The organism is Streptomyces sp. NBC_01426 (assembly GCF_036231985.1).
Classification (GTDB): Bacteria; Actinomycetota; Actinomycetes; order Streptomycetales; family Streptomycetaceae; genus Streptomyces.
In genome coordinates, this window is record NZ_CP109500.1 from 5,685,228 (window position 1) to 5,707,924 (window position 22,697).

Sequence of the window (22,697 nt, forward strand, 5' to 3'; positions counted from 1 at the left end):
GGTCAGCGCCTGAGCCGGGCGTTGGTGTGCCGGGTCGGCTCGGCCGTCGCCGGATCCTGCGGCCACGGGTGCTTGGGGTAGCGGCCTCGCAGCTCGGCGCGAACGGCCTGGTAGCCGCCGGCCCAGAAGGACGCCAGGTCGGCGGTGACGGCCGCCGGCCTGCCGGCGGGCGACAGCAGGTGGACGAGTACGGGCACCCCCGCCACCCGGGGCGTCTGCGCCCACCCGAACAACTCCTGGAGCTTGACCGCCAGCACCGGCTGCTCGCCCGAGTAGTCGACGCGGACGCGTGAACCACTGGGCACCTCGATGCGTTCCGGGGCCAACTCGTCGAGCCGGCCGGCCTCCCCGCCGGCCCAGGGCAACAATCGGTTCAGCGCCTGCCCGGCATCGATCCGGCCCAGGTCGGACCGGCGCCGGGCCCGGGACAACTCGGGCTCCAGCCACTCGTCGGCCCGGTCCACCAGCGTCGCGTCGTCGGCTACGTCGGGCCACGCACCGCCGAGCGCACGGTGCAGGAACCCCAGCCGGGCCCGCAACGCCCGCGCGTCCTGCGACCAGCGCAGCAGACCCAACCCCTCCGCGCGGAGCCCGTCGAGCAGGGCGCCCCGCACGAGCGCCGGATCCGGGCTCTTCAGCGGGCGCGCCGCGAGCTCGATCGCCCCGAGCCGGGTGACGCTGCGGGCCACCAGGTCCCCGTCCTCCCAGCGGACCTCCTCGCCCGACCGGAAGAGGTGCCCCGCCGCCGCACGGGCGGTCTCCTCGTCCAGCGGCGCCGCGAGCCCGACGCGCGCCGACGCCGCGTGCGGCGGCCGGTCGGCGACGGCCACCGCCAGCCAGGGCGCGCTGCGCAACCCGGAACCGTCACCGAGCGCGGCGGCCGTCCCCGACGCCATCAGGAAGGCACCCTCGCCCCTGGCCCGCGCCACCCGCTCCGGGAACGCGAGCGCGGCCACCAGCCCGGCCGCGGCGTCGTCGGAGAGCGGACCCCGCCCCACCGGACCCCGCCCGACCGGATCCCGCCCCACCGGACCCCCCACCGCCGCCGTGGCCCCCCGCGTCGGCGAGGCCCCCGGCTCCTGCGCCGCCCGCTCCAACCGGCGGACCTCCGTCCGCCACCGGTGGCCATACGCGTCCCCACCCTGCCGGGCCCGCCGCCAGGCACCGGCCAGGTCGTCCCCGTACTCCCGCGGCGGCTCCTCGCTCAGCAGGGCCACCAGCTCCGCCGCCCGCCGCGCCCCGAGCGCGGCCGTACCGTCCAGCAGCGCCCGCGCCAGCCGCGGGTGCAGCCCCAGCCGGGCCATCCGCGCCCCCCGCGCGGTCGGTCGCCCGGCGGCATCCACCGCGCCCACCGCCCGCAGCACCTCCCGCGCCGCGCCCATCGCCCCGGCCGGCGGCGGATCCGGCAACGCCAGGCCGGCGGCGTCCGGATCCCCCCAACAGGCCGTCTGCAGCGCGAACTGCGCCAGGTCCGCGATCCGGATCTCCGGCGCCGGAAACGCGGTCAGCCGCGCGTCCTCGGCCTGCGACCAGCAGCGGTACACCGTCCCCGGCGCCTCCCGACCGGCCCGGCCCGCCCGCTGACGGGCCGCCGCGCGCGACGCCCGTACCGTCGCCAGCGCACCCAACCCCCGGGCGTGGTCCACCCGGGGCTCGCGGGCCAGTCCCGAGTCCACGACCACCCGGACACCCGGCACGGTCAGGCTCGACTCCGCGACCGCCGTCGCCAGGATCACCCGCCGGTGCTCCGCGGGCCGCAGCGCCGCGTCCTGGACCGCCGCCGGGGCGCGACCGTGGATCTGCACCACCTCGGCGTCGACCCCGCCCAGCTGCCCGGCCACCCGGCCCAGCTCACCGACGCCCGGCAGGAAGCACAGGACATCGCCGGAACGTTCCGCCAACGCCCGCCGCACCACCGACGCCACGTGCGTCAGCTGCGCCGGATCCACCCGCAACCCGTGCGGCGGCCGCACGGGACGCGCCGGTGGCGCCCAGACGACCTCCACCGGATACGAGACACCGGCGGTCTCCACCACCGGCGCGCCCCCCAACACCCGCGACCACCCGGCCGCGTCGGTCGTCGCCGAGGCCGCCACCAGCCGCAGCTCCGGGCGCAGGGTCTCGCGTACGTCCACCAGGAACGCGGCGACCGTGTCGGCGTCCAGGTGGCGCTCGTGGCACTCGTCCAGGACCACCACGTCCACCCCCGTCAGCTCCTGGTCCCGCTGGAGCCGCTGGAGCAGGACGCCCGTGGTCACCACCTCCACCACCGTGTCGGGGCCCACCACCCGCTCCCCGCGCACCGTGAAGCCCACCGAACCGCCGACCGCCTCGCCCAGCAGCCACGCCATCCGCCGCGCCGCCGCCCGCGCCGCGATCCGACGCGGCTCGGCCACCACGACCCGGCGCGGCGGCCCGCCCCCGGCCCCGGCCGTCAGACCCGCGAGGACCAGCGGCACCAGCGTGGTCTTGCCGGTGCCCGGCGGCGCGCACAACACCGCCGCGCCGTGCCCGTCCAGGGCGGCCACGAGCGCGGGCACGGCGCCCCGCACGGGGAGGGAGTCGAGTTCGGCGCGGCGGATCAAGGGATCAGTCCCTTTCGCAGACGAAGATCGCGGTGCCGGGGATCAGGTTGCCGCGCAGCGGGGACCAGCCGCCCCACTCCTGACTGTTCCACTCGGGCCACTGCGGCTCCACCAGGTCCACCAGCCGGAACCCGCCCGCGACCACGTCCCGGACCCGGTCGCCGATCGTGCGGTGGTGCTCCACGTACAGCGCCTCGCCCCGCTCGTCCTGCTCGACGTACGGGGTCCGGTCGAAGTAGGAGGCGGACACCGACAGCCCCTCCGGCCCGGGCTCGTCGGGGAACGCCCACCGGACGGGGTGGGTGACGGAGAAGACCCAGCGGCCGCCGGGGCGCAGGACGCGGTGCACCTCCCGCATCACGTTCACCGGGTCCGCGACGAAGGGGACCGCCCCGTAGGAGGAGCAGGCCAGGTCGAAGGAGCCGTCACGGAAGGGCAGCCGCCCCGCGTCGGCCTCGACGAGCGGGATGTCGTCGCCGATCCGCAGGGCGTGCTGGAGCTGGCGGTGCGAGAGGTCCAGGGCGACCGGGCGGGCCCCCTGGGCGGCCAGCCAGCGCGAGCACTGGGCGGCGCCGGCGCCGATCTCCAGGACGTCCCGACCCGCGAGGGAGGCGGCGGGCCCCAGGAGCCCGGCGTCGGCCTCGTCGAGGCCCTCCGGGCCCCAGACGAACCGGTCGTCGCCCAGGAACGCGCCGTGATCGCTCTGGTACTCGTCGGCGTTGCGGTCCCACCAGCTCCGGCTGGCGCGACTGCTCTCCGCCTCCGACGCGTCACGGCGCGTGGCCTCGGCGTCGTCCCCGGCGCCGGAGTCGGCTCCGAGCACTTCTTCGTGGGCGTAGTCCTCTTGGTTCATGGGGCCCGTCGTCGTAGTCTGCGAATGTCTGGGTGGCTGCCGTGGTGGCCGCGGGCGTCCGCCGACGCACGCGCACCTCCGCGCGGACGTCTCGGAATTCGTTCGGGAAACCCCATCGGGGCCTGCCCGCACACGAATTGTGCCGGTTATGCGGCGATCCGCCCGGGGTGTGCGCCTTCGCGCATTGACCCTGCTGGGCTGCCCCCGTATGCTACAAGTTGCGCTGCGAGCCTGTGCTCCTCAGACCTAGCAGGCTGCGCTTGCATCTGTTGATGTCCCCTCGGTTTTCGAGGCCCTGCCGCCACGGCGGAAGAGGGGCCTCCTTGGCTGTCCGGCTTAGGCAGATGCCGATAAGGGCTCCCGGCGTAGCAGTACCTACGACTTTCTGTCCGTAACCGGAGCCCTTTCCCACATGACGAGCAGCACCGAGACCACCGCCACCACCCCTCCGCAGGTAGCGGTCAACGACATCGGCGACGCGGACGCGTTCCTCGCGGCCATCGACGAGACGATCAAGTACTTCAACGACGGCGACATCGTCGACGGCGTCATCGTCAAGGTGGACCGGGACGAGGTTCTCCTCGACATCGGCTACAAGACCGAAGGCGTGATCCCGAGCCGCGAGCTCTCGATCAAGCACGACGTCGACCCGAACGAGGTCGTCAAGGTCGGCGACGAGATCGAGGCCCTGGTTCTCCAGAAGGAGGACAAGGAAGGCCGTCTCATCCTGTCCAAGAAGCGTGCTCAGTACGAGCGCGCCTGGGGCACGATCGAGAAGATCAAGGAAGAAGACGGCATCGTCACCGGTACCGTCATCGAGGTCGTCAAGGGTGGTCTCATCCTCGACATCGGCCTCCGCGGCTTCCTGCCGGCCTCTCTCGTCGAGATGCGTCGCGTCCGCGACCTCCAGCCCTACGTGGGCAAGGAGCTCGAGGCGAAGATCATCGAGCTGGACAAGAACCGCAACAACGTGGTCCTGTCCCGCCGTGCCTGGCTCGAGCAGACCCAGTCCGAGGTTCGCCAGACGTTCCTCACCACCCTGCAGAAGGGTCAGGTCCGCTCCGGCGTCGTTTCCTCGATCGTCAACTTCGGTGCCTTCGTGGACCTGGGTGGCGTCGACGGTCTCGTGCACGTCTCCGAGCTGTCCTGGAAGCACATCGACCACCCGTCCGAGGTCGTCGAGGTCGGTCAGGAAGTCACCGTCGAGGTCCTCGACGTCGACATGGACCGCGAGCGTGTCTCCCTGTCGCTGAAGGCGACGCAGGAAGACCCGTGGCAGCAGTTCGCCCGGACCCACCAGATCGGCCAGGTCGTCCCGGGTAAGGTCACCAAGCTGGTTCCGTTCGGTGCGTTCGTCCGCGTGGACGAGGGCATCGAGGGTCTGGTCCACATCTCCGAGCTGGCCGAGCGCCACGTGGAGATCCCGGAGCAGGTCGTCCAGGTCAACGACGAGATCTTCGTCAAGGTCATCGACATCGACCTCGAGCGTCGCCGGATCTCGCTGTCGCTGAAGCAGGCCAACGAGTCCTTCGGTGCCGACCCGGCGTCGGTCGAGTTCGACCCGACCCTGTACGGCATGGCCGCGTCTTACGACGACCAGGGCAACTACATCTACCCCGAGGGCTTCGACCCCGAGACCAACGACTGGCTCGAGGGCTTCGACACCCAGCGCGAGACGTGGGAGCGCCAGTACGCCGAGGCGCAGGTCCGCTTCGAGCAGCACCAGGCCCAGGTCATCAAGAGCCGCGAGGCCGACGAGGCCGCCGCTGCCGAGGGTGCTGCCGCCCCCGCCGCCGGTGGCAACGCCAGCGCCGGTGCCGGTGTCTCCGGTGGTTCGTACTCCTCCGAGGGTGCGGACGAGACCTCCGGCGCCCTGGCGTCGGACGAGGCCCTTGCCGCCCTGCGCGAGAAGCTGGCCGGCGGCCAGAGCTGATCGCAGCAGCGCGTCACGCCCTCGCGCCTCGGCGCGAGAGCGGGCTGAGCTGAGCTGAACGACAAGGCCCGTCCCCTTCGGGGGGCGGGCCTTGTCGCGTGCGTCGCCGGCGCGACGCTTCACCCGGCCGGCATCCGGGCATCCATCCCGCGCGGTGCGGGAGTTCGTGGCATTGCGTTCTCGTGAAGGCGGCCAACTGGGGAATGGCGGCGCCTCCTTGGACGTTCATGGCAGAGAACACGGCGAGGAGGAGTGGTGGCGGTGCTTGATCCACAGGGTTTGTACGAATGGGACGCCAAGGGCCTGGCGGTGGCCGACATGGCGTTGGCCCAGGACTCGGCCGGGCTGGTCATGCTCTACCACTTCGAGGGGTACATCGACGCGGGTGAGGCCGGGGAGCAGATCGTCGAGCGGCTCCTCGACACGCTGCCCCATCAGGTCGTGGCCCGCTTCGACGCGGACCGGCTGGTGGACTACCGGGCCCGGCGCCCGCTCCTGACCTTCCAGCGCGACCACTGGGCGGAGTTCGAGGAACCGAAGCTGGAGGTGCGCCTGGTCCAGGACGCCACCGGCGCGCCGTTCCTGCTGCTCTCCGGGCCCGAGCCCGACGTGGAGTGGGAGCGCTTCTCGCTCGCCGTCCGACAGATCGTCGAGCGCCTCGGCGTCCGGCTCTCCGTCAACTTCCACGGCATCCCGATGGGCGTGCCGCACACCCGGCCCGTCGGCATCACCCCGCACGGCAACCGGACCGACCTGATGCCCGGACACCGCAGCCCCTTCGACGAGGCCCAGGTGCCCGGCAGCGCCGAGTCCCTGGTCGAGTTCCGACTCGGCCAGTCCGGACACGACGTGCTCGGGGTCGCCGCCCACGTCCCGCATTACGTGGCCCGCTCCCCGTACCCGGACGCGGCGCTGACCGTGCTGGAGGCGATCACGGCGGCGACCGGACTGGTCCTGCCCGCCGTGGCGCACGCCCTGCGGACGGAGGCCCACCGCACGCAGACCGAGATCGACCGCCAGATCCGGGAGGGCGACGAGGAACTGGTCGCCCTCGTCCAGGGCCTGGAGCACCAGTACGACGCGGCCGCCGGCGCCGAGACCCGCGGCAACATGATCGCCGAGCCGGCCGAGATCCCGTCCGCGGACGAGATCGGGCGCGAGTTCGAGCGGTTCCTGGCGGAGCGCGAGGGCGAGGGCTGAATCGGCCCGCCCAGGGCCTAGGCTGCCGAGCATGCTGAAAGTAGGACTGACAGGCGGAATCGGCGCCGGCAAGAGCGAGGTCTCGCGACTGCTGGCGGGGTACGGGGCGGTCGTCGTCGACGCGGACCGCATCGCACGCGAGGTCGTCGAGCCCGGGACACCCGGGCTCGCGGCCGTCGTGGCGGCGTTCGGGGAATCCGTGCTGGCCCCCGACGGGACGCTGGACCGGCCGCGGCTGGGATCGCTCGTCTTCACCGACGCGGAGAAGCTGCGGACGCTGAACGCGATCGTGCACCCGCTCGTCGGGGCACGCTCCGCCGAACTGGAGGGGGCCGCGGGCTCCGACGCGATCGTGGTGCACGACGTACCGCTGCTCACGGAGAACGGCCTGGCGTCCCTCTACGACCTGGTCGTCGTCGTGGACGCGTCGCCCGACACCCGACTGGCCCGGCTGACCGCACGGCGCGGCATGACCGAGGACGAGGCCCGGTCGCGGATGGCGGCGCAGGCCACCCGCGCACAGCGGCTGGCGATCGCCACGCTCGTCATCGACAACGACGGGCCGCTGGAGGCGCTGGAACCGCAGGTGCGCAAGGTGTGGGAAGAACTCACCGCACGGGCCGCCGCCGGGGAGTGAGTGGCGGGCGGTGCGGGAAGGACCCTCCGGCGCGTGCCGGACGCCCGGGAACAGCGGGCGCGGGCACGGGCGTTGAACGTGACCGCAGAGGGAAGGAAAGACAACGTGTCCGACACCACGCCGCCGCAGCCGCCGTCCGCCTCGTCCCCCTCGGGCTCTCCCGGCTCCGCGAGCCCGGAGACGCACGTCATCGACTACCGGGCCGCCGAGCAACTGTTGGCCGCCCGCGACCCGCGCGGAGCCGTCCGGCTCCTCGACTCGGTCATAGCCGCCCACCCGGAGAACACGGGAGCCCGGCTGCTGCGGGCGCGGGCCTTCTTCGCGGCGGCGCAACTGCGTGCGGCCACACTCGAATTCGAACTGGTGCTGGAGCGGGAGCCGGACAACGCGTACGCCCACTTCGCGCTCGCCCGGACCCACGAGCGGTCCGGGCGGCGCGAGCAGGCCCGCAAGCACTTCCGGCTGGCCGCGGCCCTCGATCCCCAACCCGAGTACCTGGCCGCGGCCCGCTTCGAGGAGTGAGCGACCCCGCCGGGCGCCGTGACACGGTGAACCTTTCCGGTCACAGCACTAGTTCCGGGGAGGCTCGTACGGAGGGACGCCCGGGCCCGGCTGGTAGTGCGGGCCCTGGTGGATGTGGTGCACCACCACCGCCAGGTCCACCCCCGCGAGCAGGACGATCACCCCGCAGGCCGCCGCCCACCCGGGACGACCGACCAGCGAGAACGCGGCCGTCCCGGCGACGGCCCAGATCAGCCCCCACAGACTCAACCAGAACCGCAGCCGCAGCGGGCTGCGGGCGGTCACCGGCTCGTTACCGGAACGCATGGTCATCGCCTCGAATCGTCGGAGGCCTCACCTCCATGGTCCCACCACCGGCCGGTCAGGGGTTGAGCTTGTTCACCGCCGTGGTGGTCGTCTTCTTGAACGCGGGCACGGGCGCGTCGCCCAGGTTCCCCATCTGGCCCCACTTCACGACGGTCACGGTCACGCCGTCCCGGCCGATCCCGTACAGGTGCACGCCGGGCTCGGAGTCCGGGACGGAGGTGTGCACCCCGTAGACGTGCGCGCCCTCCTCGACGGGCAGCTTCCCGTAGTCCTGCCAGGAGGCCGTCCCGCCCGGGGTGGTCCGCAGCCAGTCGGCGGCGCAGGCCGCGACCTTGCGCTCCAGGGCGGTCGCGAGCTTGGCGGCCGCGGCGTTCGAGGCGGTCCGCACGGAGATCTGCGTCGCGCCGGTGTCGTAGTCGGTGCCGAAGTCGCGGTGCCAACCGCCCGCCGCGGGCAGAACCCCCTCCAGGCAGAACGGGGCGAACTCGGGCAGTCCCTTGGTGACCTTGCCGGCGTACCAGGGGGACGAGGGGTGCGGCGGCAGGTCGGCGCCGCCCAGGAATCCGGGCGCCGAGGCGGCCGCGGTGGCGGTGGCCGAGGTGGCGAGGAGGAGCGCGGCGGCCGCGGTGGCGGTGGCCGCGAAGGCGGTGCTGAAGCGTCGGAGCATGGTGGTCGGGTCCCCGTTTCCGGTCGGTGTGGCTGTTCGGTGAAGAGCCTCTACCCGGGGCGGCACGTCACGCCACGAATTGGGGCGGTTTCGGGACGCTGGAACGCCCTTACGGCCTTCCACCTGGGGGAACATGCTGGGGTGGAACGGATTCACGGGACGGGGGGACGTCGTGGGCGAGGCGGAACGGTCGGCGGAGGCGGAGAACTTCGCTCGGCTGATGCGGGAACTGAAGGAGCGCGGGGGGCTCAGCTACGGCCTCCTGGCGCGCCGGCTGCACACCAGCACGTCGACCCTGCACCGGTACTGCAAGGGGGAGGCGGTGCCCGCCGAGTTCGCGGTGGTGGACCGCTTCGCCCGCGCCTGCGGGGCCGGCCGGGAGGAGGCGGTGGAGCTGCACCGGGCGTGGCTGCTGGCCGACGCGCGACGCCGGGCGCCGGCGGAGGCGGTAACGGAGGCGGTGCCTTCGCCGGTGGTGGCGCTGCCTTCGTCACCGGTGGCGGTGTCTTCGCCGGCCGTCGCACCTGAGCCGGAGCCCGAACCCGAGCGGGAGCCGGCTCCGGCTCCGGCTCCGGTGGGCGCGAGGGGGCCGGGGGCGCCGGCGCCCTGGTACCGGCGGCGGGCGGTGGCGGTCGCCGGCGCGGGACTCGCGGTGAGCGCGATGGCGGTGGCGGTCCTCGCGGCGGCCGGGCCCGAACGGGGCACGGCCGGGGCGACGGGGGCCGGCGCCTCCGCGGCCTTGCCGTCGACCCGGCCCTCGCCCTCTTCCTCTTCCTCTTCCTCGAACGCCTCCGGCGGGCCGACCCCGACCCCGACCCCGTCCCCGTCCGCCCCGCCCTCGGCGTCCGGGGCGGGGGCGGGGCCGTCCTCGGACCCGACGGACGGCCCCGTGCCGCGGCCCTCCTCCGCGCAGGCACCCCCGGCGGGCGGCAAGGCGCCGGCCGATCCGGCGGCGCCGCTGCGGGCGGCGGTACGGTCCCACGTGTGGGCCGCCGGCTGCGACCACGCCTACCTCTCCCCCCGGGAACCGGCGGCCGTGCCCCCGCCACCGGTGGAGGCGGACGCCGCCGCCTGGGCGCGGGACCGGCAGGCCGTGCACGCCGGGAGCCAGATCGTCGAGGTCACCCTGCACGGCGCGGGGGAGGGGGCCGTGGTCCTCCAGGGCATGGAGGTCCGGGTGGCCGCCCGCCGCACCCCGCCCGCCTGGAACGTCTACCAGATGTCCCAGGGCTGCGGCGGGGGACTGACCCCGGCCACGTTCGCCGTCAACCTGGACGCCCCGAGGCCGCTGGCCCGGCCCGTCGCGGGCAACGACGCCGGGGAGGCGATCCCCGCGCCGGCGTTCCCCATGCGGGTCTCGGCGGCGGAACCGGTCGTGCTGCGGGTGGAGACGGCCACCACCGGCTGCGACTGCGACTGGTACCTCGACCTGCGCTGGACCGGCCCCGCGGGCTCGGGCACCCTGCGCCTGGACGACGGGGGGAGCCCCTGGCGCACGAGCGCCCACCCGAACCGCCCGGTGTACGGATTCGCCACGGAGCGGTCCCGCTGGTCCCGCTGAGGCGGGCACCCGGCCCGCCCCGCCCCGACCCGGCCGCCAGCGGCCCCGCGCGGACCCTGCCCCGCGCGGCCCGCCGGACCCCGCCCGGCCGGGGCACCGGCGCTGTCAGTGGCCCCACCTAGACTCGACGGCAGACGCGACCGCCGACCAACGGGAAGGGAGGACCCACCGTGACGCCGCCACCGCCGCCGCCGCCGGCGGACCCCCTCGTCCCGCTGTTGCGGCACGCCGCCGTGTTCCTCCCCGACGCCGTCCCCCGCCGGGGCCGGCTCGTCTTCTGGGCGCCCGACGGTGCCCCCCTCCCCGAGGTCGGGACCCCGCAGCCGCTGAGCGTGGTCCGCCCGCACGGCAGCGGGGTGCGCGCCCGGACCGTCCCGGCCGTGGCCCTGCCCGTCGTCGACGCGCTGCCCCTGCTGGTCCGCGCGTCCCGCGACCTCGGCGTGGCCTGCGCCCCCGCCACGCGGGCCTGGGCCACCGCCGCCACCCAGGCGCTCAGCCTGGTCGCGCGCGGCCGGTTGCTGCCCGGGGTGACCCCCGAGGGCGTCGACGCCTGGCGGGCCGGGCCGCTCGACGCCGAGGACGTCGGGTACCTGCGCGCGATCGCGGCCGCCCTGCCTCATGAGGCGTACGCCGCCCCGCTCGCCGGCCGCCGCCCGGTGACGCTCCCCGAACCGGAGGCCCTGGTCCGGGCGTTCCTGGACGCCGTGGCCGACGGCCTGCCCCGTACCCCGGCCGCCCCGGTGGCCGCCGGGCGTCCGTTCGCCGCGTCGGAGCCCCAGCGGGTCCCCGGCATACGGGAGTGGGCCACCCAGGTCGCGGCCGGCGCCGACACCGGGGTGGGGATCTCGCTGCGGCTCGACCTGTCCTCCTTCCGGCTGTTCGACGAGGCCGAGCCCGAGGACGTGCGGCGCGCCGGGGCCGCCGTGGTCCAGGTCCACAGCCTCGCGGACCCGACGCTCGTCGCCGACGCGGGCGCGCTCTGGGCCGGCACGGCCGCCGCCGGGTTCGGTCCGCGGGCGCGGATCGACGCCGTGCTCGCCCTGCGCCGGGCCGCCCGGGTGTGGCCACCGCTGCTGCGCCTGCTGGACCAGCCCGTACCCGACGCCCTGGCCCTGTCGGATCCGGATCTGGAGGACCTGCTCGGCGCCGCCGCGACCCGGTTGGCGAGCGCCGGGGTCCTGGTCCACTGGCCGCGCGAGTTGGCCCGTACGTTGTCCGCGACCGCCGTCGTGCGGTCCACCGCACCCGGCTCCGCCACCGACGGCACGGCCTTCTTCGACGCCGGACAGCTCTTCGCCTTCTCGTGGGAACTCGCCCTCGGCGGCGACCGGCTCACCCCGGGGGAGATGGACGCGCTCGCGCAGGCGCACCGGCCCGTGGTGCGGCTGCGCGACCAGTGGGTGCGGGTGGATCCCGAGCTGGTGCGCAAGGCCCGCAAGCGGGAGTTGGGCCTGCTGGACCCGGTGGACGCGTTGGCCGCCGTGCTGACCGGGACGACCGAGGTCGAGGGCGAGCCGGTGGAGGCGGTCCCGGTGGGCGCGCTGGCCGCGCTGCGGGAGCGACTCACCGGCGAACTCGCGCCGTTGCCGCAGCCCGCCGCGTTGAAGGCCACCCTGCGCGACTACCAGGCGCGCGGTCTGGCCTGGCTGGACCTGATGACCTCGCTCGGTCTCGGCGGCTGCCTGGCCGACGACATGGGCCTCGGCAAGACGGTGACGCTGATCGCGCTGCACCTGCACCGGGACCGGGCCGAGCCGACCCTGGTCGTCTGCCCGGCCTCGCTGCTGGGCAACTGGCAGCGGGAGATCGAGCGGTTCGCCCCCGGCACCCCGGTCCGCCGGTTCCACGGCGTCGGCCGCAGCCTCGAAGGGCTGGACGAGGCGGGCGGGTTCGTGCTCACCACGTACGGGACGATGCGCGCCGGCGCCCCCCGCCTGGCCGAGCAGCGCTGGGGCATGGTCGTCGCGGACGAGGCCCAGCACGTGAAGAACCCGCATTCGGCGACGGCGAAGGCCCTGCGCACCATCCCCGCGCCCGCCCGGGTGGCGCTGACGGGCACCCCGGTGGAGAACAACCTCTCCGAGCTGTGGGCGCTCCTCGACTGGACCACGCCCGGGCTGCTGGGCCCGCTCACCACCTTCCGGGCGCGCCACGCCCGCCCGGTGGAGCACCAGCAGGAGGAGGACGGCGGCAACGACGAGGCGGTCGCCCGACTGGCCGCGCTGGTACGGCCCTTCCTGCTGCGGCGCAAGAAGTCCGACCCCGGCATCGCGCCCGAACTCCCGCCGAAGACCGAGACCGACCACCCGGTGTCCCTCACCCGGGAGCAGGCCTCGCTCTACCAGGCCGCGGTGGACGAGGCGATGGCCGTGATCGAGACGAGCGAGGGCATCGAACGACGCGGAATGATCATGAAGTTGTTGGCCTCGCTCAAGCAGATCTGCAACCACCCCGCGCAGTACCTCAAGGAAGAGTCGCCCCGGATCCCGCACCGGTCGGGCAAGCTCGCGCTGCTGGACGAGTTGCTGGACACGATCCTGGCGGAGGGCGGCTCGGTGCTGATCTTCACGCAGTACGTGACGATGGCCCGCATCATCGAGCGGCACCTGGCGAACCGCGGCATCGCGCACCAACTGCTGCACGGCGGGACGCCGGTGGCGCGCCGCGAGGAACTCGTGGACCGGTTCCAGGCGGGCGAGGTGCCGGTGTTCCTGCTGTCGCTGAAGGCGGCGGGCACCGGCCTGAACCTCACGCGCGCCGGTCACGTCGTCCACTTCGACCGCTGGTGGAACCCCGCCGTGGAGGAACAGGCCACCGACCGCGCCTACCGCATCGGCCAGACCCAGCCCGTACAGGTGCACCGGATCATCGCGGAGGGCACCGTCGAGGACCGGATCGCCGAGATGCTGGAGGCGAAGCGGGCCCTGGCCGACGCCGTGCTGGGCTCCGGCGAGTCGGCGCTGACCGAGCTGTCCGACCGCGAACTGGCCGACCTGGTGTCCCTGCGGAGGCCCGAATGATCACCGCGCGGGACGATCGTCGGCGCACGTTCGAGACCGTGCCCCCCGGGCTCGAGGCGACGACCTGGTGGGGTCGGGCCTGGGTGGTCGCGCTGGAGGAGCGCGCCCCCGACGCGGCCCGCCTGGCCCGGGGGCACGCCTATGCCGCCGAGGGCCACGTCGACGCGGTGACGATCACCCCGGGTCGGATCGTGGCGTACGTCCGGGGGAGCAGGGCCCGCCCGTACCGTACCGAACTGGCGCTGCCGGCCTTCGCGGACGCCGAATGGGGAGAGGTCCTGGAGACGGTCGCCGCCGACCCCGCGGCGCTCGCGGCCCTGCTGGAACGGGAGGTTCCGGAGTCCCTCGCGGAGACGGTCCTGCCGGGCCCGGGCGAACTGCTCGCGCGCTGCTCCTGCCCCGACGTGGGGCGGCCGCCGTGCAAGCACGCGGCGGCCCTCTGCTACCGGGCGGCCCGACTGCTGGACGAGGACCCGTTCGTGCTGCTGCTCCTGCGCGGACGCGGGGAGCGGGAACTGCTGGAGGAGCTGACCCGGCGCAACGCCGCCCACGCCGCCCGCGAACAGCCCGACGCCACCCCCGACTTCCCCGGGGTCCCCGCCCGCGCGGCGGTGGCCCGCACCGCGCCGCCCCCGCTGCCGGCGCCGATGCGCGCCCCGGCCGCCCCCGGGCTGCCGCCCGCCTACCCGGCCGACCCCGCCGCGCCCGACCCGCTCGCACTGGACCAGCTCGCGACGGACGCGGGCGCCCGCGCCCTCGCGCTGCTGGCGACCGGCGAGGACCCGATCGGCGGCCTCACCCTGTGGCAGGACGCCGTCCGGCTGGCCTCCGCGCACCCGACGGCCGGCCTGACCGGCGTCGCCCGCACCCTCTACCGGGACCTGGCCCGCGCCACCGGCCGGACCACCACCGACCTTGCCCGGGGCGCGGCCGCCTGGCGCCAGGGGGGCCTGCCGGGCCTGTCCGTCCTCGACGAACCCTGGGATCCGCCGGCGGGCCCCTTCGACCGGGCGCGCCCCGCCCTGCTCGCCGCGGGCCGTGGCCTGTACCGCCCCGACCGCAACCGCCTCACCGCCGGGACCCGTCAGCTCCGGCTCGGCCGCGAGGGCCTCTGGTACCCGTACGAGTCCCGCCTCGACGACGCCGACTGGTGGCCCTCCGGCCGCCCGTCCACGGACCCGGTGACGGCCCTTCAGCGCTGAGCGCCCGACGGACCGGTGCCGCCGGGCGGAGCATGCGGCCCCGGGCGCCGTCCCGCGCTGTCCGTGACGTCGGATCGCGACGCGGCGCCGTCAGGCCGGGCCGTCGCGGCGCGGCGTGGGGCGTCCGGTCGGGGCGTCGGTCCGCGCGGGGTCGTCAGGCCGGGGTGTCGGGTCGGTCGAGGTGGGTCGCCCAGTGGGTGAGCGCGGCGAAGTCGCGGTCGCGGAGCCCGTGGCGCGGGTGGACGCGCAACAACAGGGCCGGGGCGGGGTGATGGGCGGCGACCCAGGCCCGGTCCCGCGGGTTGATCATGTCGTCGACCCAGGCGAACGGGCGGCCGGCGGCCCAGGCGAGGAGCGGGCGGGTCTTCCAGGAAAGGCCGTCGGGATCATGGGCGAACAGCTCCGGCCACTCGATCACCGGGAGATCGCCGGGCAACCCGATGCGCGGGGCGATCATCGTGTTGGCCTGGTGCATCCAGGTGGTCGCCCAGGCGAGTTCGTAGGGCAGGGCGAGCAAGCGGGCGCCGTGGGCGGGGTGCAGGCGGACCCGGAGCCCGCGCCGTGCGCTGCGCGAATCCGGGGCGCGGCGGGACATCCAGATCTCGGGACGCATCCGGTGGCTGTCGTACCCGCGCAGCCCGGCGAGCCGCGACCGGAAGGGGTTGAGCGGGCCGTCCACATCTAGGAGAAGCAGCGGGCTGTTCATCATGAGATAGGCATTACCCCGTACACGATGGGGTGAAATGCCCATCGGCGCTATAACCCGAATGGGGTTACGGCGTTGTTTCCGGTGCGGGCGACTCGCCCGCGGACTCCTCCGGAAGGCGGGAAAACTGATGCGTCACAGTCGTCGCAATGGCTTGATCACGGCGGTGGTTGCGGGAGGTGGACTGGCGGTCGCGGGGGTGGGTGGCCTCGCCTACGCCGATGCGGACGCGGGCGGCAGAGCCGAGGGCTCCCCGGGCCTGCTCGCCGGGAACCTGGTGCAACTGCCGGTGAACACACCGGTGAACGTGTGCGGGAACACCGTCAGCGTGGTCGGGCTCCTCAACTCCGCCACCGGCAACCGCTGCACGAACGCCTCCCAGGGCGGCGGCGCCCGCTCCGGCTCGGGCGCCTCGGGGCAGGGCCACTCCTCGTCCTCCACGAAGGCCGGTACGGCCAACGGCGGCGGATCGGTGGCCGACGGACAGACGACGGGTTCTCCCGGCCTGCTGTCCGGCAACGGCATCCAGCTCCCCGTGGACCTCCCGCTGAACGTCAGTGGCAACTCCGTGAACCTGGTCGGAATCGGCAACCCCTCCAGCGGCAACATCTCCGTCAACGGCGGCAAGCCCAGCGGTGGCAAGCCGGTCCAGCCGCCCGTCGTCGTCACGCCGCCCGTCATCCCGCCGGCGCCCGTCACGCAGGTGAAGCCGCCGGCGCCGCAGACCCCGCAGACGCCGCCCCGGCACACCGAAGCCCTCGCCCACACCGGGTCCGACGGCCTCGGCTACCTGATCCCCGGCAGTGGCGCGCTGCTGCTCGGCGGAGCGCTGCTGTACCGCCGCTTCCGTACGCAGGGTTCCGTCTAGGCCGTCTCGGCCCGGACCGGCTCCCCGGACGCCGCCCGCCATCCGTCCAGGATCGCGTCGATCCGCTCCGCCAGCCGGGCCCGGGCGGCGAACCGCGGTACTCCCGCCATGAGCAGGGCGTCGTACTCGGTGTCGAGGTGCCGCACGGCCGCCCGCACCGCCATGGACACCGCCGGTTCGTCCAGGGCCCGGCCTGCGGCGGTCCGGCCCACGCGGCCACTGCCGCGCAGCGAGGCGTGCGCCGCGATGGCCCGCGCGCGTTCCTCCGGACAGCCGGGGAACAGTCGCCGGATCTCGGCGGTGAAGGCCGCCGTGAAGCGGACGTCCTCGGCCGCGCGCCGCAGCCGGTCGCGGTCCCTGCGGCGGGCCCGCACCTCGGCGTCCGCGAGGCAGGCGCGCTCGGCGCGGGCCAGGGCGCCCTCCTCGACCAACAGGCCCTGGCGTTCGTAGCGATGGCGGCGTTTGTGCCGGCGCACCACGACGGCGGAGAGTGAACTGGCCTCCCGCGCACGTCGGGTGAGCGCCGCGTCGCCGCGCGGCAGGTAGACCAGATGGCCGAGGTCGACGCAGTCCAGGCAGCGGGGCGCTCCCGCCTCGCGGACGAGGAGCCGGAGCGGGCCCTGCCGGCACTCGGCGCAGTGGATCCGCTTGTGCGACTCGAACACGACAAGACTCATGACGGAGTGATACCGCGCGGCGGTCCTTATATCACCTTGTAGAGCAGGGTTGTTGTCCTTTCATCGGATCTTCCTCGACGTCATGATCTCCTCCTACCGTGAGGCGGCCGGGCCGCGGTGGCCCGTGGAGGAGGAACGATGGGCGGACGTCAGGCGACGGCGCGACGGCCGGGGGCGAGCGGGGGACCGGACCTCACGGGCCGGGAGATCGTGATCGAGTCCGGGCAGTGCACGGGATGGCACTACCACGACGTGCCGCTGATGGCGGTGGTCGCCTCCGGAACGCTGACCCGGATCCTGGACGACGGATCCGTCGAGACGCACCCGGTGGGAGCCACCTTCGTCGAACCCTCGGGCAGCGACCACGTCCACCTCGGCCGCAACCTGGGCAGCGAACCGGTCGTGCTCCACGTGACCTGCGCCCTCGCCGAGGACGCCCGTTGGTCCGTGGCCACGCCCGCCCCGTTCGGCGCGACGCCGTGCCCGTGCCCGGGGCACGCCCGCTGAGCCCGCGACACCGGCCGGTCGGACACGGCGCGCCCCGCGGGCCGCGGCCGGCTCAGACGAGTCGGCGTATCTCCCCGCGCACCCGGTAGAAGCCGCCGGACGCCGCGTGCAGCCCCTCCACCACGTAGCGGGCGCCGGCCTCCCGGATCCCCCGGGGGAACTGCACGTTCCAGCCGGGCTCGAAGCCGTCGGACACCACGTGCACCCGCGTCCGTCCGCCCTGCTGGACGCACTCCACCACCACACCGCCCGCCGGCGCTGCGGCCACCGAGACCGTCGCCACCGCCGAGGCGGACGCGGCCGGCGTGAACACGGGCAGCGCGGCGGCCGACTTGACGTCCATCGCCGTCGGCACCGAACCCTGCTGCGCGGCCGAGATCGCCTGCTCGCTCGCGTCCACGCACACCAGCGAACCGTCCGTGGTGACCAGGTACAGCCGCCCGTCGAGGTACTGCATCGACAGCGCCGACCCACTGCCCGTGCCCAGCTTCCACAGCCGCCGGCCGTCCGCGTCGAAGCAGTACACGGAGGAGGAGAGGTCGCCCGCGAACACGTGCCGCCCGTCCGGCGACGTCGCACACGAGTACACCGCCGCATCACACCGGTACGAGGCCTCCACCGCGCCCGTCGCCTTCGACAGCCGCTGCACCGTGTTGCGCCCGGTCCCCGCGTACACGGCGGAGTCCTCCTGCCACCCGAACAGCACCGAACCGTCCGTCGCCGTGTGCCACAACTCCCGCCCGCCATCCGGGGCGTAGGCCGTCACGCCCTTGCTGTGACCGTGGTACACCGCCCGCTCGTCGGCCCGCACCATCCAGGCGTTGGACCCCGACGAGCGCCGCGACCACTGGAACTCGTCCTCGTGGTCGATGACGGTCAGGCCACCGCTGCGGTCGGACACGTTCAGCACGCCCTCGCGGATGTCGAGCCAGAAGATGTCCACGTCCGCGGCGATGTCGTACGCCCCGAACGGCACCTTCGACGACAGGTCGTACACCGTGCCGTCGTCACAGCCCGCGTAGATCCAGAACTCGTCCGCCACCAGGCACTTCACCCCGTCCGGCAGCGAGTACCGGGCCAGCACCTCGCCGCCGTGGCTCAGCGTGTAGACGTCACCCGCCTGGTTGCCGACCCAGCAGCGGTCCTCGTCCACGTGGATCCCGAACGCCGAGGAGCCCGTGCGGAAACGCCACAGCACGGGAGCCACCGCGCGCGCCGTCGACGGGGCCGAGGTCACCTGCCTGCGGGTCACCGACCGCGCCGCGCGGGCACCGCGAACCGCCGGGGCGTAGCCCTTGCGGACCTTCTCCCCGACCTTCTTCGCGGCGGCCGCGCGCGCCTTCTCCACCGTCGGGAAGGAGGAGTTCTGCACCTGGCCCTCCGCGCCGATGCGCCCGTACCGCACGGTGACGGACGTGCCGTCCACCGTCACCTCGTAGAACTTGTGCGCCCCGCCGTCGTCCTGCGACAGCTCCATGTACGTCGTCTCGCCGGCCATGACAGACCCCTCCCCGCGGTCGGGCCGACGACTCCGTTTCGCGCCGGTGATCCCTCGTGGAAAAAGTTAGGACCCGCCACTGACAATGGCCACGTGCAGCTGGAAGCGATCACATGGCAGCGGATGGCCGAGCGGCTCGCCGGTCGTCTGGAAGACCGGTCCGAGGGCCCCGACCGGGGGCCCTGGCAGCGGGTGGGCATCGACGGCGCGCCCGCCGCCGGAACGGACGTGCTCGCGGACCGGCTCGCCGAGGAACTGCGCGGGCGGGGCAGGCCCGTACTGACGGTCCCGGCCGACGGGTTCCTGCGGCCGGCCTCCCTCCGCTTCGAGTTCGGCCGGCAGGACGTGGACGCCTACCTCGGCGGCTGGTACGACACGGCCGCCCTCTGGCGCGAGGTGTTCGGCCCCACCGACCCCGGCGGCACCGGACGGGTACTGCCCGACCTCTGGGACCCGGCGACCGACCGGGCCACCCGCAGCCCCTACGTCGAACTCCCCGCGGGCGGCGTGCTGATCGTGCACGGACCGCTGCTGTTCGGCCACTGGTTCCCCTTCGACCTCGGCGTGCACATCCGCCTCTCCCCGGGAGCCCTCGCCCGCAGGACCGAGGAGTCCGCGCGCTGGACCCTGCCCGCCTTCGCCCGCTACGAGGCCGAGACCGACCCGGCGGCCGCGGCCGACGCCGTCGTCCGGGCCGACGACCCCCGTCACCCGGCCTGGACGGGACTCGCGGACTGACCCCGCGGGCATCCACTCGGTCACGGACGTCCGGGATCGGCAACAGCGCGATTCCCGGTCGGTGACGAACGGGAATCGGGCGTCGTCGTGGCCGACGGCGGCGGGCTACGTTGTCGCCACGCTTCGACGGCGACCGCCGGGTGGCGCCTTGGCAGAGGGAGACGGCAATGGGTGGACGCGGCGAGACGATCGAGGGACCGAGACGGTCGCGGCGGGGGTGGACGCTCACGACGCTCGCCCTGTGCGCGGCCCTGACCCTCACCGCCTGCAACGGCGACGACGGCGCCGACGCCGCGGGCACGACTCCCGGCGCGAACCCCGCCGGTCCGAGCGCCACCCCGACCGCGGCCGCCACCCCGACCGCGACACCGACCCCTCCCCAAGGTGCCGGACCGTCGGCGTCCGCCGCGTCCTCGAAGCCGACCGCACCCGCCACCGCCAAGGCGACCCCGGCGGGCAAGCCCAAGTCGCCCGCGCCCAGCTGCGACCACAAGATGCCGATCTCGCCCGACGAGATCGCCGTCAACCGCTACACGCCCGAGGGCGGCTTCCACAGCCTGATCGTCAAGCACGGCACCTGGGGGTGCGGCGCCCCCGACTCCGACGGCGCCCCCTTCGAGACGGTCGGCAAGGAGACGTTCATCCCGATCCAGGACGATGCGAAGATCACGGCCGTCACCCCGATCGTCGAGAGCACGGAGAACAAGCCGATCACCCTCGACGCCCTCATCGCGTGGCTCGTCGCCCACCCGAACCAGGGCCTGGTGTTCCGCTACCACCTCGGCGGCAAGGGCGCGATCGACACCCTGGACCAGGTGTTCACCCCGTGAACCCGCCCCCGGGGCGGCCCTGATCACCCGCCCCGGGTCCCTCGACACCGGTCTCGGCCGGGCGGTGCGGGTGAGGGCGGCCCTACGGACGTCCGCCCAGCCGGGTGACCGCCACCGCGGCCGCCCGGCACCCCGCGCGGGCCGCCTCCACCGGGGTCGCGCCCGCCAGCCGGGCCGCCAGGAAACCACCGGTGAACGCGTCCCCCGCACCCGTGGAATCCACCGCCTCGACGGCCTCGGCGTCGACCTCGGCCGTGATGCGCCCGCCCTCGGCGATCAGCGCCCCGGCCGCGCCCCGGGTGACCACCACCAGCGGCACCCGGCGGCTCAGCGCCACCGCCGCCCGGGCCACCCCGGCCGGCTCCGGGAGCCCCGCCAACAGCCGGGCCTCGTCCTCGTTCGGCAGCAGTACGCAGGCCCCCGCCACCGCCGCCAGGAAGCGCTCCGGGCCCAACGTGGCCAGGAACCCCGCCGAGGCCGGGTCCACGCTCACCGGCACCCCCCGGGTCCGGGCCGCCCTCATCGCCACCCTCGCCAACTCCCGGCTGCTGTCCGCGAAGAACAGGTACCCCGACAGGTGCAGGTGCGCGGCCCCGTCCAGCAGCGCCGGCGCCCAGTCGGCCGGGCACAGCCGCAGGGACGCCCCGCTGTCGGTCAGGAAGGTCCGCTCCGCGTCCTTGCCGACCAGCGCCACCACCGTCCCGGTCGGCTCCGCCCGGTCGACGACCAGCTTGGGGCGGACCCCCGCGTCCACCAGCGCCCGCTCGTGCCAGCGCGCCGACTCGGTGCCCACCCGCGCCAGGATCCGTACCTCCGGTGCGCCCTCGTGCGCCGCCCAGCAGGCGGCGTTGCCGCCCGCCCCGCCGGGCAGGGTACGGATCCGGGCGACCGTGTCGGTGGCGGGCGCGAGCGGTTCGGTGTGCACCGCGACCACGTCCGTCACCACGTCCCCGACGACCAGCAGCGCACCCGGCGCGCCCCCCGCCCCGCGCCCGGCCGGCTCCCGCGGGGCCGTCGTCGTCGCGTCCGTCGTCGTGCCCGGCCCGTTCGAGTCCGGCCGGCTGGTGCCCGGCCCGTTCGCGTCCAGCCCGCTCGTGCCCGAGCCCGCCGCGCCCGTCTCCGTCGGTCCCGCGCCGGTCACCCCCCGCCCGGTCATGCCCGGGCCGCCCAGGCCCCCGCGATCCGGGCCCCGAGCCGGACGTTGCCCCGCACCGCCGCCAGGTTCGCCTCCAACGACGCGCCGCCGGTCGCCCGTACCAGGAACCCCAGGAGGAACGGGGTCACCGCCTGCCCCGTGATGCCCCGCTCCCGGCACGCGTCCAGTGCCTCCGCCAGCACCCGGTCGTGCAGCTCCGGATCCAGCTGCTCTGCCTCCGCCACCGGATGGGCGACCAGCAGCGCGGACTCCGGCCCGCCGAGCGCGTCCTGAGCCGCCATCACCGCCGCCACCTCCTCGGGCCGGTGCACGGTCCAGTCCACCGGCTCGCCGGAACTGGACAGGTAGAAGCCGGGGAAGCGGTCCGTCCCGTACCCGAGCACCCCGACCCCCAGGGTCTCCAGCCGTTGCAGCGTGGCGGGCACGTCCAGGATCGACTTCACCCCCGCGCAGACCACCGTGATCCGGGTGCGCGCGAGCAGCGACAGGTCCGCCGACTCGTCCTGGGTGTGGGCGAACTCCCGGTGCACCCCGCCCAGCCCGCCCGTGGCGAAGACGCGCAGACCGGCCCGCGCCGCCAGGAAGGACGTCGCGGAGACCGTCGTCGCCCCGGTCGCACCCGTCGCGAGGGCGGGCGCCAGATCCCGGTGGCCGAGCTTGCGCACGTCCTCGCCCCCGGCGATCCGCTCCAGTTGCCCCTTGTCGAGGCCCGCGTACGCCACTCCGTCCACCACGGCGATCGTCGCCGGAACCGCCCCCTCGGAGCGCACCAGGGCCTCCAACTCGGTGCCCACCGCCAGATTGCGGGGGCGCGGCAGGCCGTGCGCGATGATCGTCGACTCCAGGGCGACGACGGGCCTCCCGGCGGCCAGCGCCTCGCGCACCTCCTCCGAAAGGACCGGTACCGAGGAGGGCGCCGAGGCCGGGACGGCGGACGCGGACGGGGGCGCGGATGCTCTGTGCTGTGGCATGCACCCATCCATGGCACCGGATTCGCGCCCCCAAACGCGCTCCCACCGCTCCCGCCCGAACCTGTCCGAGTACCGCGCCCCGCGCACCGCCCGCCCCACCCCGGACCGCGCCCGCGCGGGACGAGGTCCACGCCCCGGACGCCCACGCCGCCGCCACCGCCGCGCACCCGCCGCCCTGGCCGAAACCCGGCGGACACCGAGCCCGAAGGGGTGGACAGGATGCCTCGTCCGGCGCGTCCGCGCTGGACGCTCTGGTCGCC

The 22,697-nt window shown here is 74.8% G+C and carries 20 protein-coding genes; 11 read left to right on the forward strand and 9 right to left on the reverse strand.

Annotated features, from left to right (window positions below):
• Positions 1-2: 2 nt before the first annotated feature.
• Both hrpB and OG906_RS25260 read right to left on the reverse strand, forming a co-directional pair.
• Positions 3-2,585 carry an ATP-dependent helicase HrpB gene (hrpB, locus tag OG906_RS25255; protein WP_329445991.1) on the reverse strand — a complete coding sequence of 861 codons (2,583 nt, stop codon included), beginning with the start codon at positions 2,583-2,585 and terminating at the stop codon, positions 3-5.
• Between the two features lie 4 nt (positions 2,586-2,589).
• Positions 2,590-3,438 (reverse strand): class I SAM-dependent methyltransferase, encoded by an 849-nt coding sequence (locus OG906_RS25260; protein ID WP_267803674.1) that lies wholly within the window; start codon positions 3,436-3,438, stop codon positions 2,590-2,592.
• Positions 3,439-3,850: 412 nt separating this feature from the next.
• Between OG906_RS25260 and rpsA the strand changes: the two genes are divergently transcribed.
• The 4 genes from rpsA to OG906_RS25280 all read left to right on the forward strand — a co-directional run bounded on the left by rpsA (position 3,851) and on the right by OG906_RS25280 (position 7,730).
• Positions 3,851-5,371, forward strand: coding sequence for a 30S ribosomal protein S1 (rpsA, locus tag OG906_RS25265; protein WP_267803673.1), 1,521 nt, complete (start codon positions 3,851-3,853; stop codon positions 5,369-5,371).
• A gap of 261 nt (positions 5,372-5,632) precedes the next feature.
• Positions 5,633-6,571, forward strand: coding sequence for a PAC2 family protein (locus OG906_RS25270; RefSeq protein ID WP_329445994.1), 939 nt, complete (start codon positions 5,633-5,635; stop codon positions 6,569-6,571).
• A gap of 31 nt (positions 6,572-6,602) precedes the next feature.
• Positions 6,603-7,208, forward strand: a complete 606-nt coding sequence (gene coaE / locus OG906_RS25275) for a dephospho-CoA kinase (protein ID WP_329445996.1) — start codon at positions 6,603-6,605, stop codon at positions 7,206-7,208.
• A gap of 105 nt (positions 7,209-7,313) precedes the next feature.
• The gene (locus OG906_RS25280; protein WP_384615666.1) at positions 7,314-7,730 is read left to right on the forward strand and encodes a tetratricopeptide repeat protein; all 417 of its coding nucleotides are present in this window, start codon (positions 7,314-7,316) and stop codon (positions 7,728-7,730) included.
• 48 nt (positions 7,731-7,778) lie between these two features.
• Here OG906_RS25280 and OG906_RS25285 read toward each other — a convergent pair whose 3' ends face one another.
• Together OG906_RS25285 and OG906_RS25290 are read right to left on the reverse strand one after the other, a co-directional pair.
• Entirely contained in the window at positions 7,779-8,036 is a 258-nt protein-coding gene (locus OG906_RS25285; RefSeq protein ID WP_267804200.1) for a DUF6343 family protein, read from the reverse strand.
• Between the two features lie 55 nt (positions 8,037-8,091).
• Positions 8,092-8,703, reverse strand: a complete 612-nt coding sequence (locus tag OG906_RS25290; protein WP_329445998.1) for a hypothetical protein — start codon at positions 8,701-8,703, stop codon at positions 8,092-8,094.
• 172 nt (positions 8,704-8,875) lie between these two features.
• On the opposite strand from OG906_RS25290, the gene OG906_RS25295 reads away from it, so the two are divergent.
• The 3 genes from OG906_RS25295 to OG906_RS25305 all read left to right on the forward strand — a co-directional run bounded on the left by OG906_RS25295 (position 8,876) and on the right by OG906_RS25305 (position 14,486).
• Positions 8,876-10,264: a helix-turn-helix domain-containing protein gene (locus OG906_RS25295; RefSeq protein ID WP_329446000.1), complete on the forward strand. Its 1,389-nt coding sequence runs from the start codon at positions 8,876-8,878 to the stop codon at positions 10,262-10,264.
• A 170-nt stretch (positions 10,265-10,434) separates the two neighbouring features.
• On the forward strand, positions 10,435-13,284 hold the full coding sequence (locus OG906_RS25300) for a DEAD/DEAH box helicase (protein ID WP_329446001.1): 2,850 nt from the start codon (positions 10,435-10,437) through the stop codon (positions 13,282-13,284).
• Between the two features lie 38 nt (positions 13,285-13,322).
• Positions 13,323-14,486, forward strand: coding sequence for an SWIM zinc finger family protein (locus OG906_RS25305; protein WP_329446003.1), 1,164 nt, complete (start codon positions 13,323-13,325; stop codon positions 14,484-14,486).
• Between the two features lie 154 nt (positions 14,487-14,640).
• Here OG906_RS25305 and OG906_RS25310 read toward each other — a convergent pair whose 3' ends face one another.
• Complete coding sequence (locus OG906_RS25310) at positions 14,641-15,195, reverse strand: HAD domain-containing protein (RefSeq protein WP_267796497.1); 555 nt, start codon at positions 15,193-15,195, stop codon at positions 14,641-14,643.
• A 127-nt stretch (positions 15,196-15,322) separates the two neighbouring features.
• Between OG906_RS25310 and OG906_RS25315 the strand changes: the two genes are divergently transcribed.
• Entirely contained in the window at positions 15,323-16,060 is a 738-nt protein-coding gene (locus OG906_RS25315) for a chaplin (RefSeq protein WP_329446006.1), read from the forward strand.
• Here the strand turns inward: OG906_RS25315 and OG906_RS25320 are convergent.
• Positions 16,057-16,737 carry a DUF2293 domain-containing protein gene (locus OG906_RS25320; RefSeq protein ID WP_329446008.1) on the reverse strand — a complete coding sequence of 227 codons (681 nt, stop codon included), beginning with the start codon at positions 16,735-16,737 and terminating at the stop codon, positions 16,057-16,059. The genes OG906_RS25315 and OG906_RS25320 overlap by 4 nt on opposite strands.
• 138 nt (positions 16,738-16,875) lie before the next feature.
• On the opposite strand from OG906_RS25320, the gene OG906_RS25325 reads away from it, so the two are divergent.
• Positions 16,876-17,244 carry a cupin domain-containing protein gene (locus OG906_RS25325; protein ID WP_329446010.1) on the forward strand — a complete coding sequence of 123 codons (369 nt, stop codon included), beginning with the start codon at positions 16,876-16,878 and terminating at the stop codon, positions 17,242-17,244.
• A gap of 52 nt (positions 17,245-17,296) precedes the next feature.
• On the opposite strand, the gene OG906_RS25330 is transcribed toward OG906_RS25325, so the two are convergent.
• The gene (locus OG906_RS25330) at positions 17,297-18,742 is read right to left on the reverse strand and encodes a WGR domain-containing protein (protein ID WP_329446012.1); all 1,446 of its coding nucleotides are present in this window, start codon (positions 18,740-18,742) and stop codon (positions 17,297-17,299) included.
• A gap of 93 nt (positions 18,743-18,835) precedes the next feature.
• Between OG906_RS25330 and OG906_RS25335 the strand changes: the two genes are divergently transcribed.
• Positions 18,836-19,480 (forward strand): uridine kinase, encoded by a 645-nt coding sequence (locus tag OG906_RS25335; RefSeq protein ID WP_267796501.1) that lies wholly within the window; start codon positions 18,836-18,838, stop codon positions 19,478-19,480.
• 167 nt (positions 19,481-19,647) lie between these two features.
• Positions 19,648-20,310, forward strand: a complete 663-nt coding sequence (locus OG906_RS25340) for a hypothetical protein (RefSeq protein WP_329446015.1) — start codon at positions 19,648-19,650, stop codon at positions 20,308-20,310.
• Positions 20,311-20,392: 82 nt separating this feature from the next.
• On the opposite strand, the gene OG906_RS25345 is transcribed toward OG906_RS25340, so the two are convergent.
• The gene (locus tag OG906_RS25345) at positions 20,393-21,466 is read right to left on the reverse strand and encodes a carbohydrate kinase family protein (RefSeq protein ID WP_329446017.1); all 1,074 of its coding nucleotides are present in this window, start codon (positions 21,464-21,466) and stop codon (positions 20,393-20,395) included.
• Positions 21,463-22,437 (reverse strand): pseudouridine-5'-phosphate glycosidase, encoded by a 975-nt coding sequence (locus tag OG906_RS25350; protein WP_329446019.1) that lies wholly within the window; start codon positions 22,435-22,437, stop codon positions 21,463-21,465. The genes OG906_RS25345 and OG906_RS25350 overlap by 4 nt, the downstream gene beginning before the upstream one ends.
• Between the last annotated feature and the right edge of the window lie 260 nt (positions 22,438-22,697).

Excerpts from the sequence above, each read along its gene's own strand:
- OG906_RS25260 (WP_267803674.1), bottom strand. The coding sequence starts at position 3,438 with ATGAACCAAGAGGACTACGCCCACGAAGAAGTGCTCGGAGCCGACTCC.
- rpsA (WP_267803673.1), top strand. The coding sequence starts at position 3,851 with ATGACGAGCAGCACCGAGACCACCGCCACCACCCCTCCGCAGGTAGCG.
- coaE (WP_329445996.1), top strand. The coding sequence starts at position 6,603 with ATGCTGAAAGTAGGACTGACAGGCGGAATCGGCGCCGGCAAGAGCGAG.
- OG906_RS25285 (WP_267804200.1), bottom strand. The coding sequence starts at position 8,036 with ATGCGTTCCGGTAACGAGCCGGTGACCGCCCGCAGCCCGCTGCGGCTG.
- OG906_RS25290 (WP_329445998.1), bottom strand. The coding sequence starts at position 8,703 with ATGCTCCGACGCTTCAGCACCGCCTTCGCGGCCACCGCCACCGCGGCC.
- OG906_RS25310 (WP_267796497.1), bottom strand. The coding sequence starts at position 15,195 with ATGATGAACAGCCCGCTGCTTCTCCTAGATGTGGACGGCCCGCTCAAC.
- OG906_RS25315 (WP_329446006.1), top strand. The coding sequence starts at position 15,323 with ATGCGTCACAGTCGTCGCAATGGCTTGATCACGGCGGTGGTTGCGGGA.
- OG906_RS25320 (WP_329446008.1), bottom strand. The coding sequence starts at position 16,737 with ATGAGTCTTGTCGTGTTCGAGTCGCACAAGCGGATCCACTGCGCCGAG.
- OG906_RS25325 (WP_329446010.1), top strand. The coding sequence starts at position 16,876 with ATGGGCGGACGTCAGGCGACGGCGCGACGGCCGGGGGCGAGCGGGGGA.
- OG906_RS25330 (WP_329446012.1), bottom strand. The coding sequence starts at position 18,742 with ATGGCCGGCGAGACGACGTACATGGAGCTGTCGCAGGACGACGGCGGG.
- OG906_RS25340 (WP_329446015.1), top strand. The coding sequence starts at position 19,648 with ATGGGTGGACGCGGCGAGACGATCGAGGGACCGAGACGGTCGCGGCGG.
- OG906_RS25345 (WP_329446017.1), bottom strand. The coding sequence starts at position 21,466 with ATGACCGGGCGGGGGGTGACCGGCGCGGGACCGACGGAGACGGGCGCG.
- OG906_RS25350 (WP_329446019.1), bottom strand. The coding sequence starts at position 22,437 with ATGCCACAGCACAGAGCATCCGCGCCCCCGTCCGCGTCCGCCGTCCCG.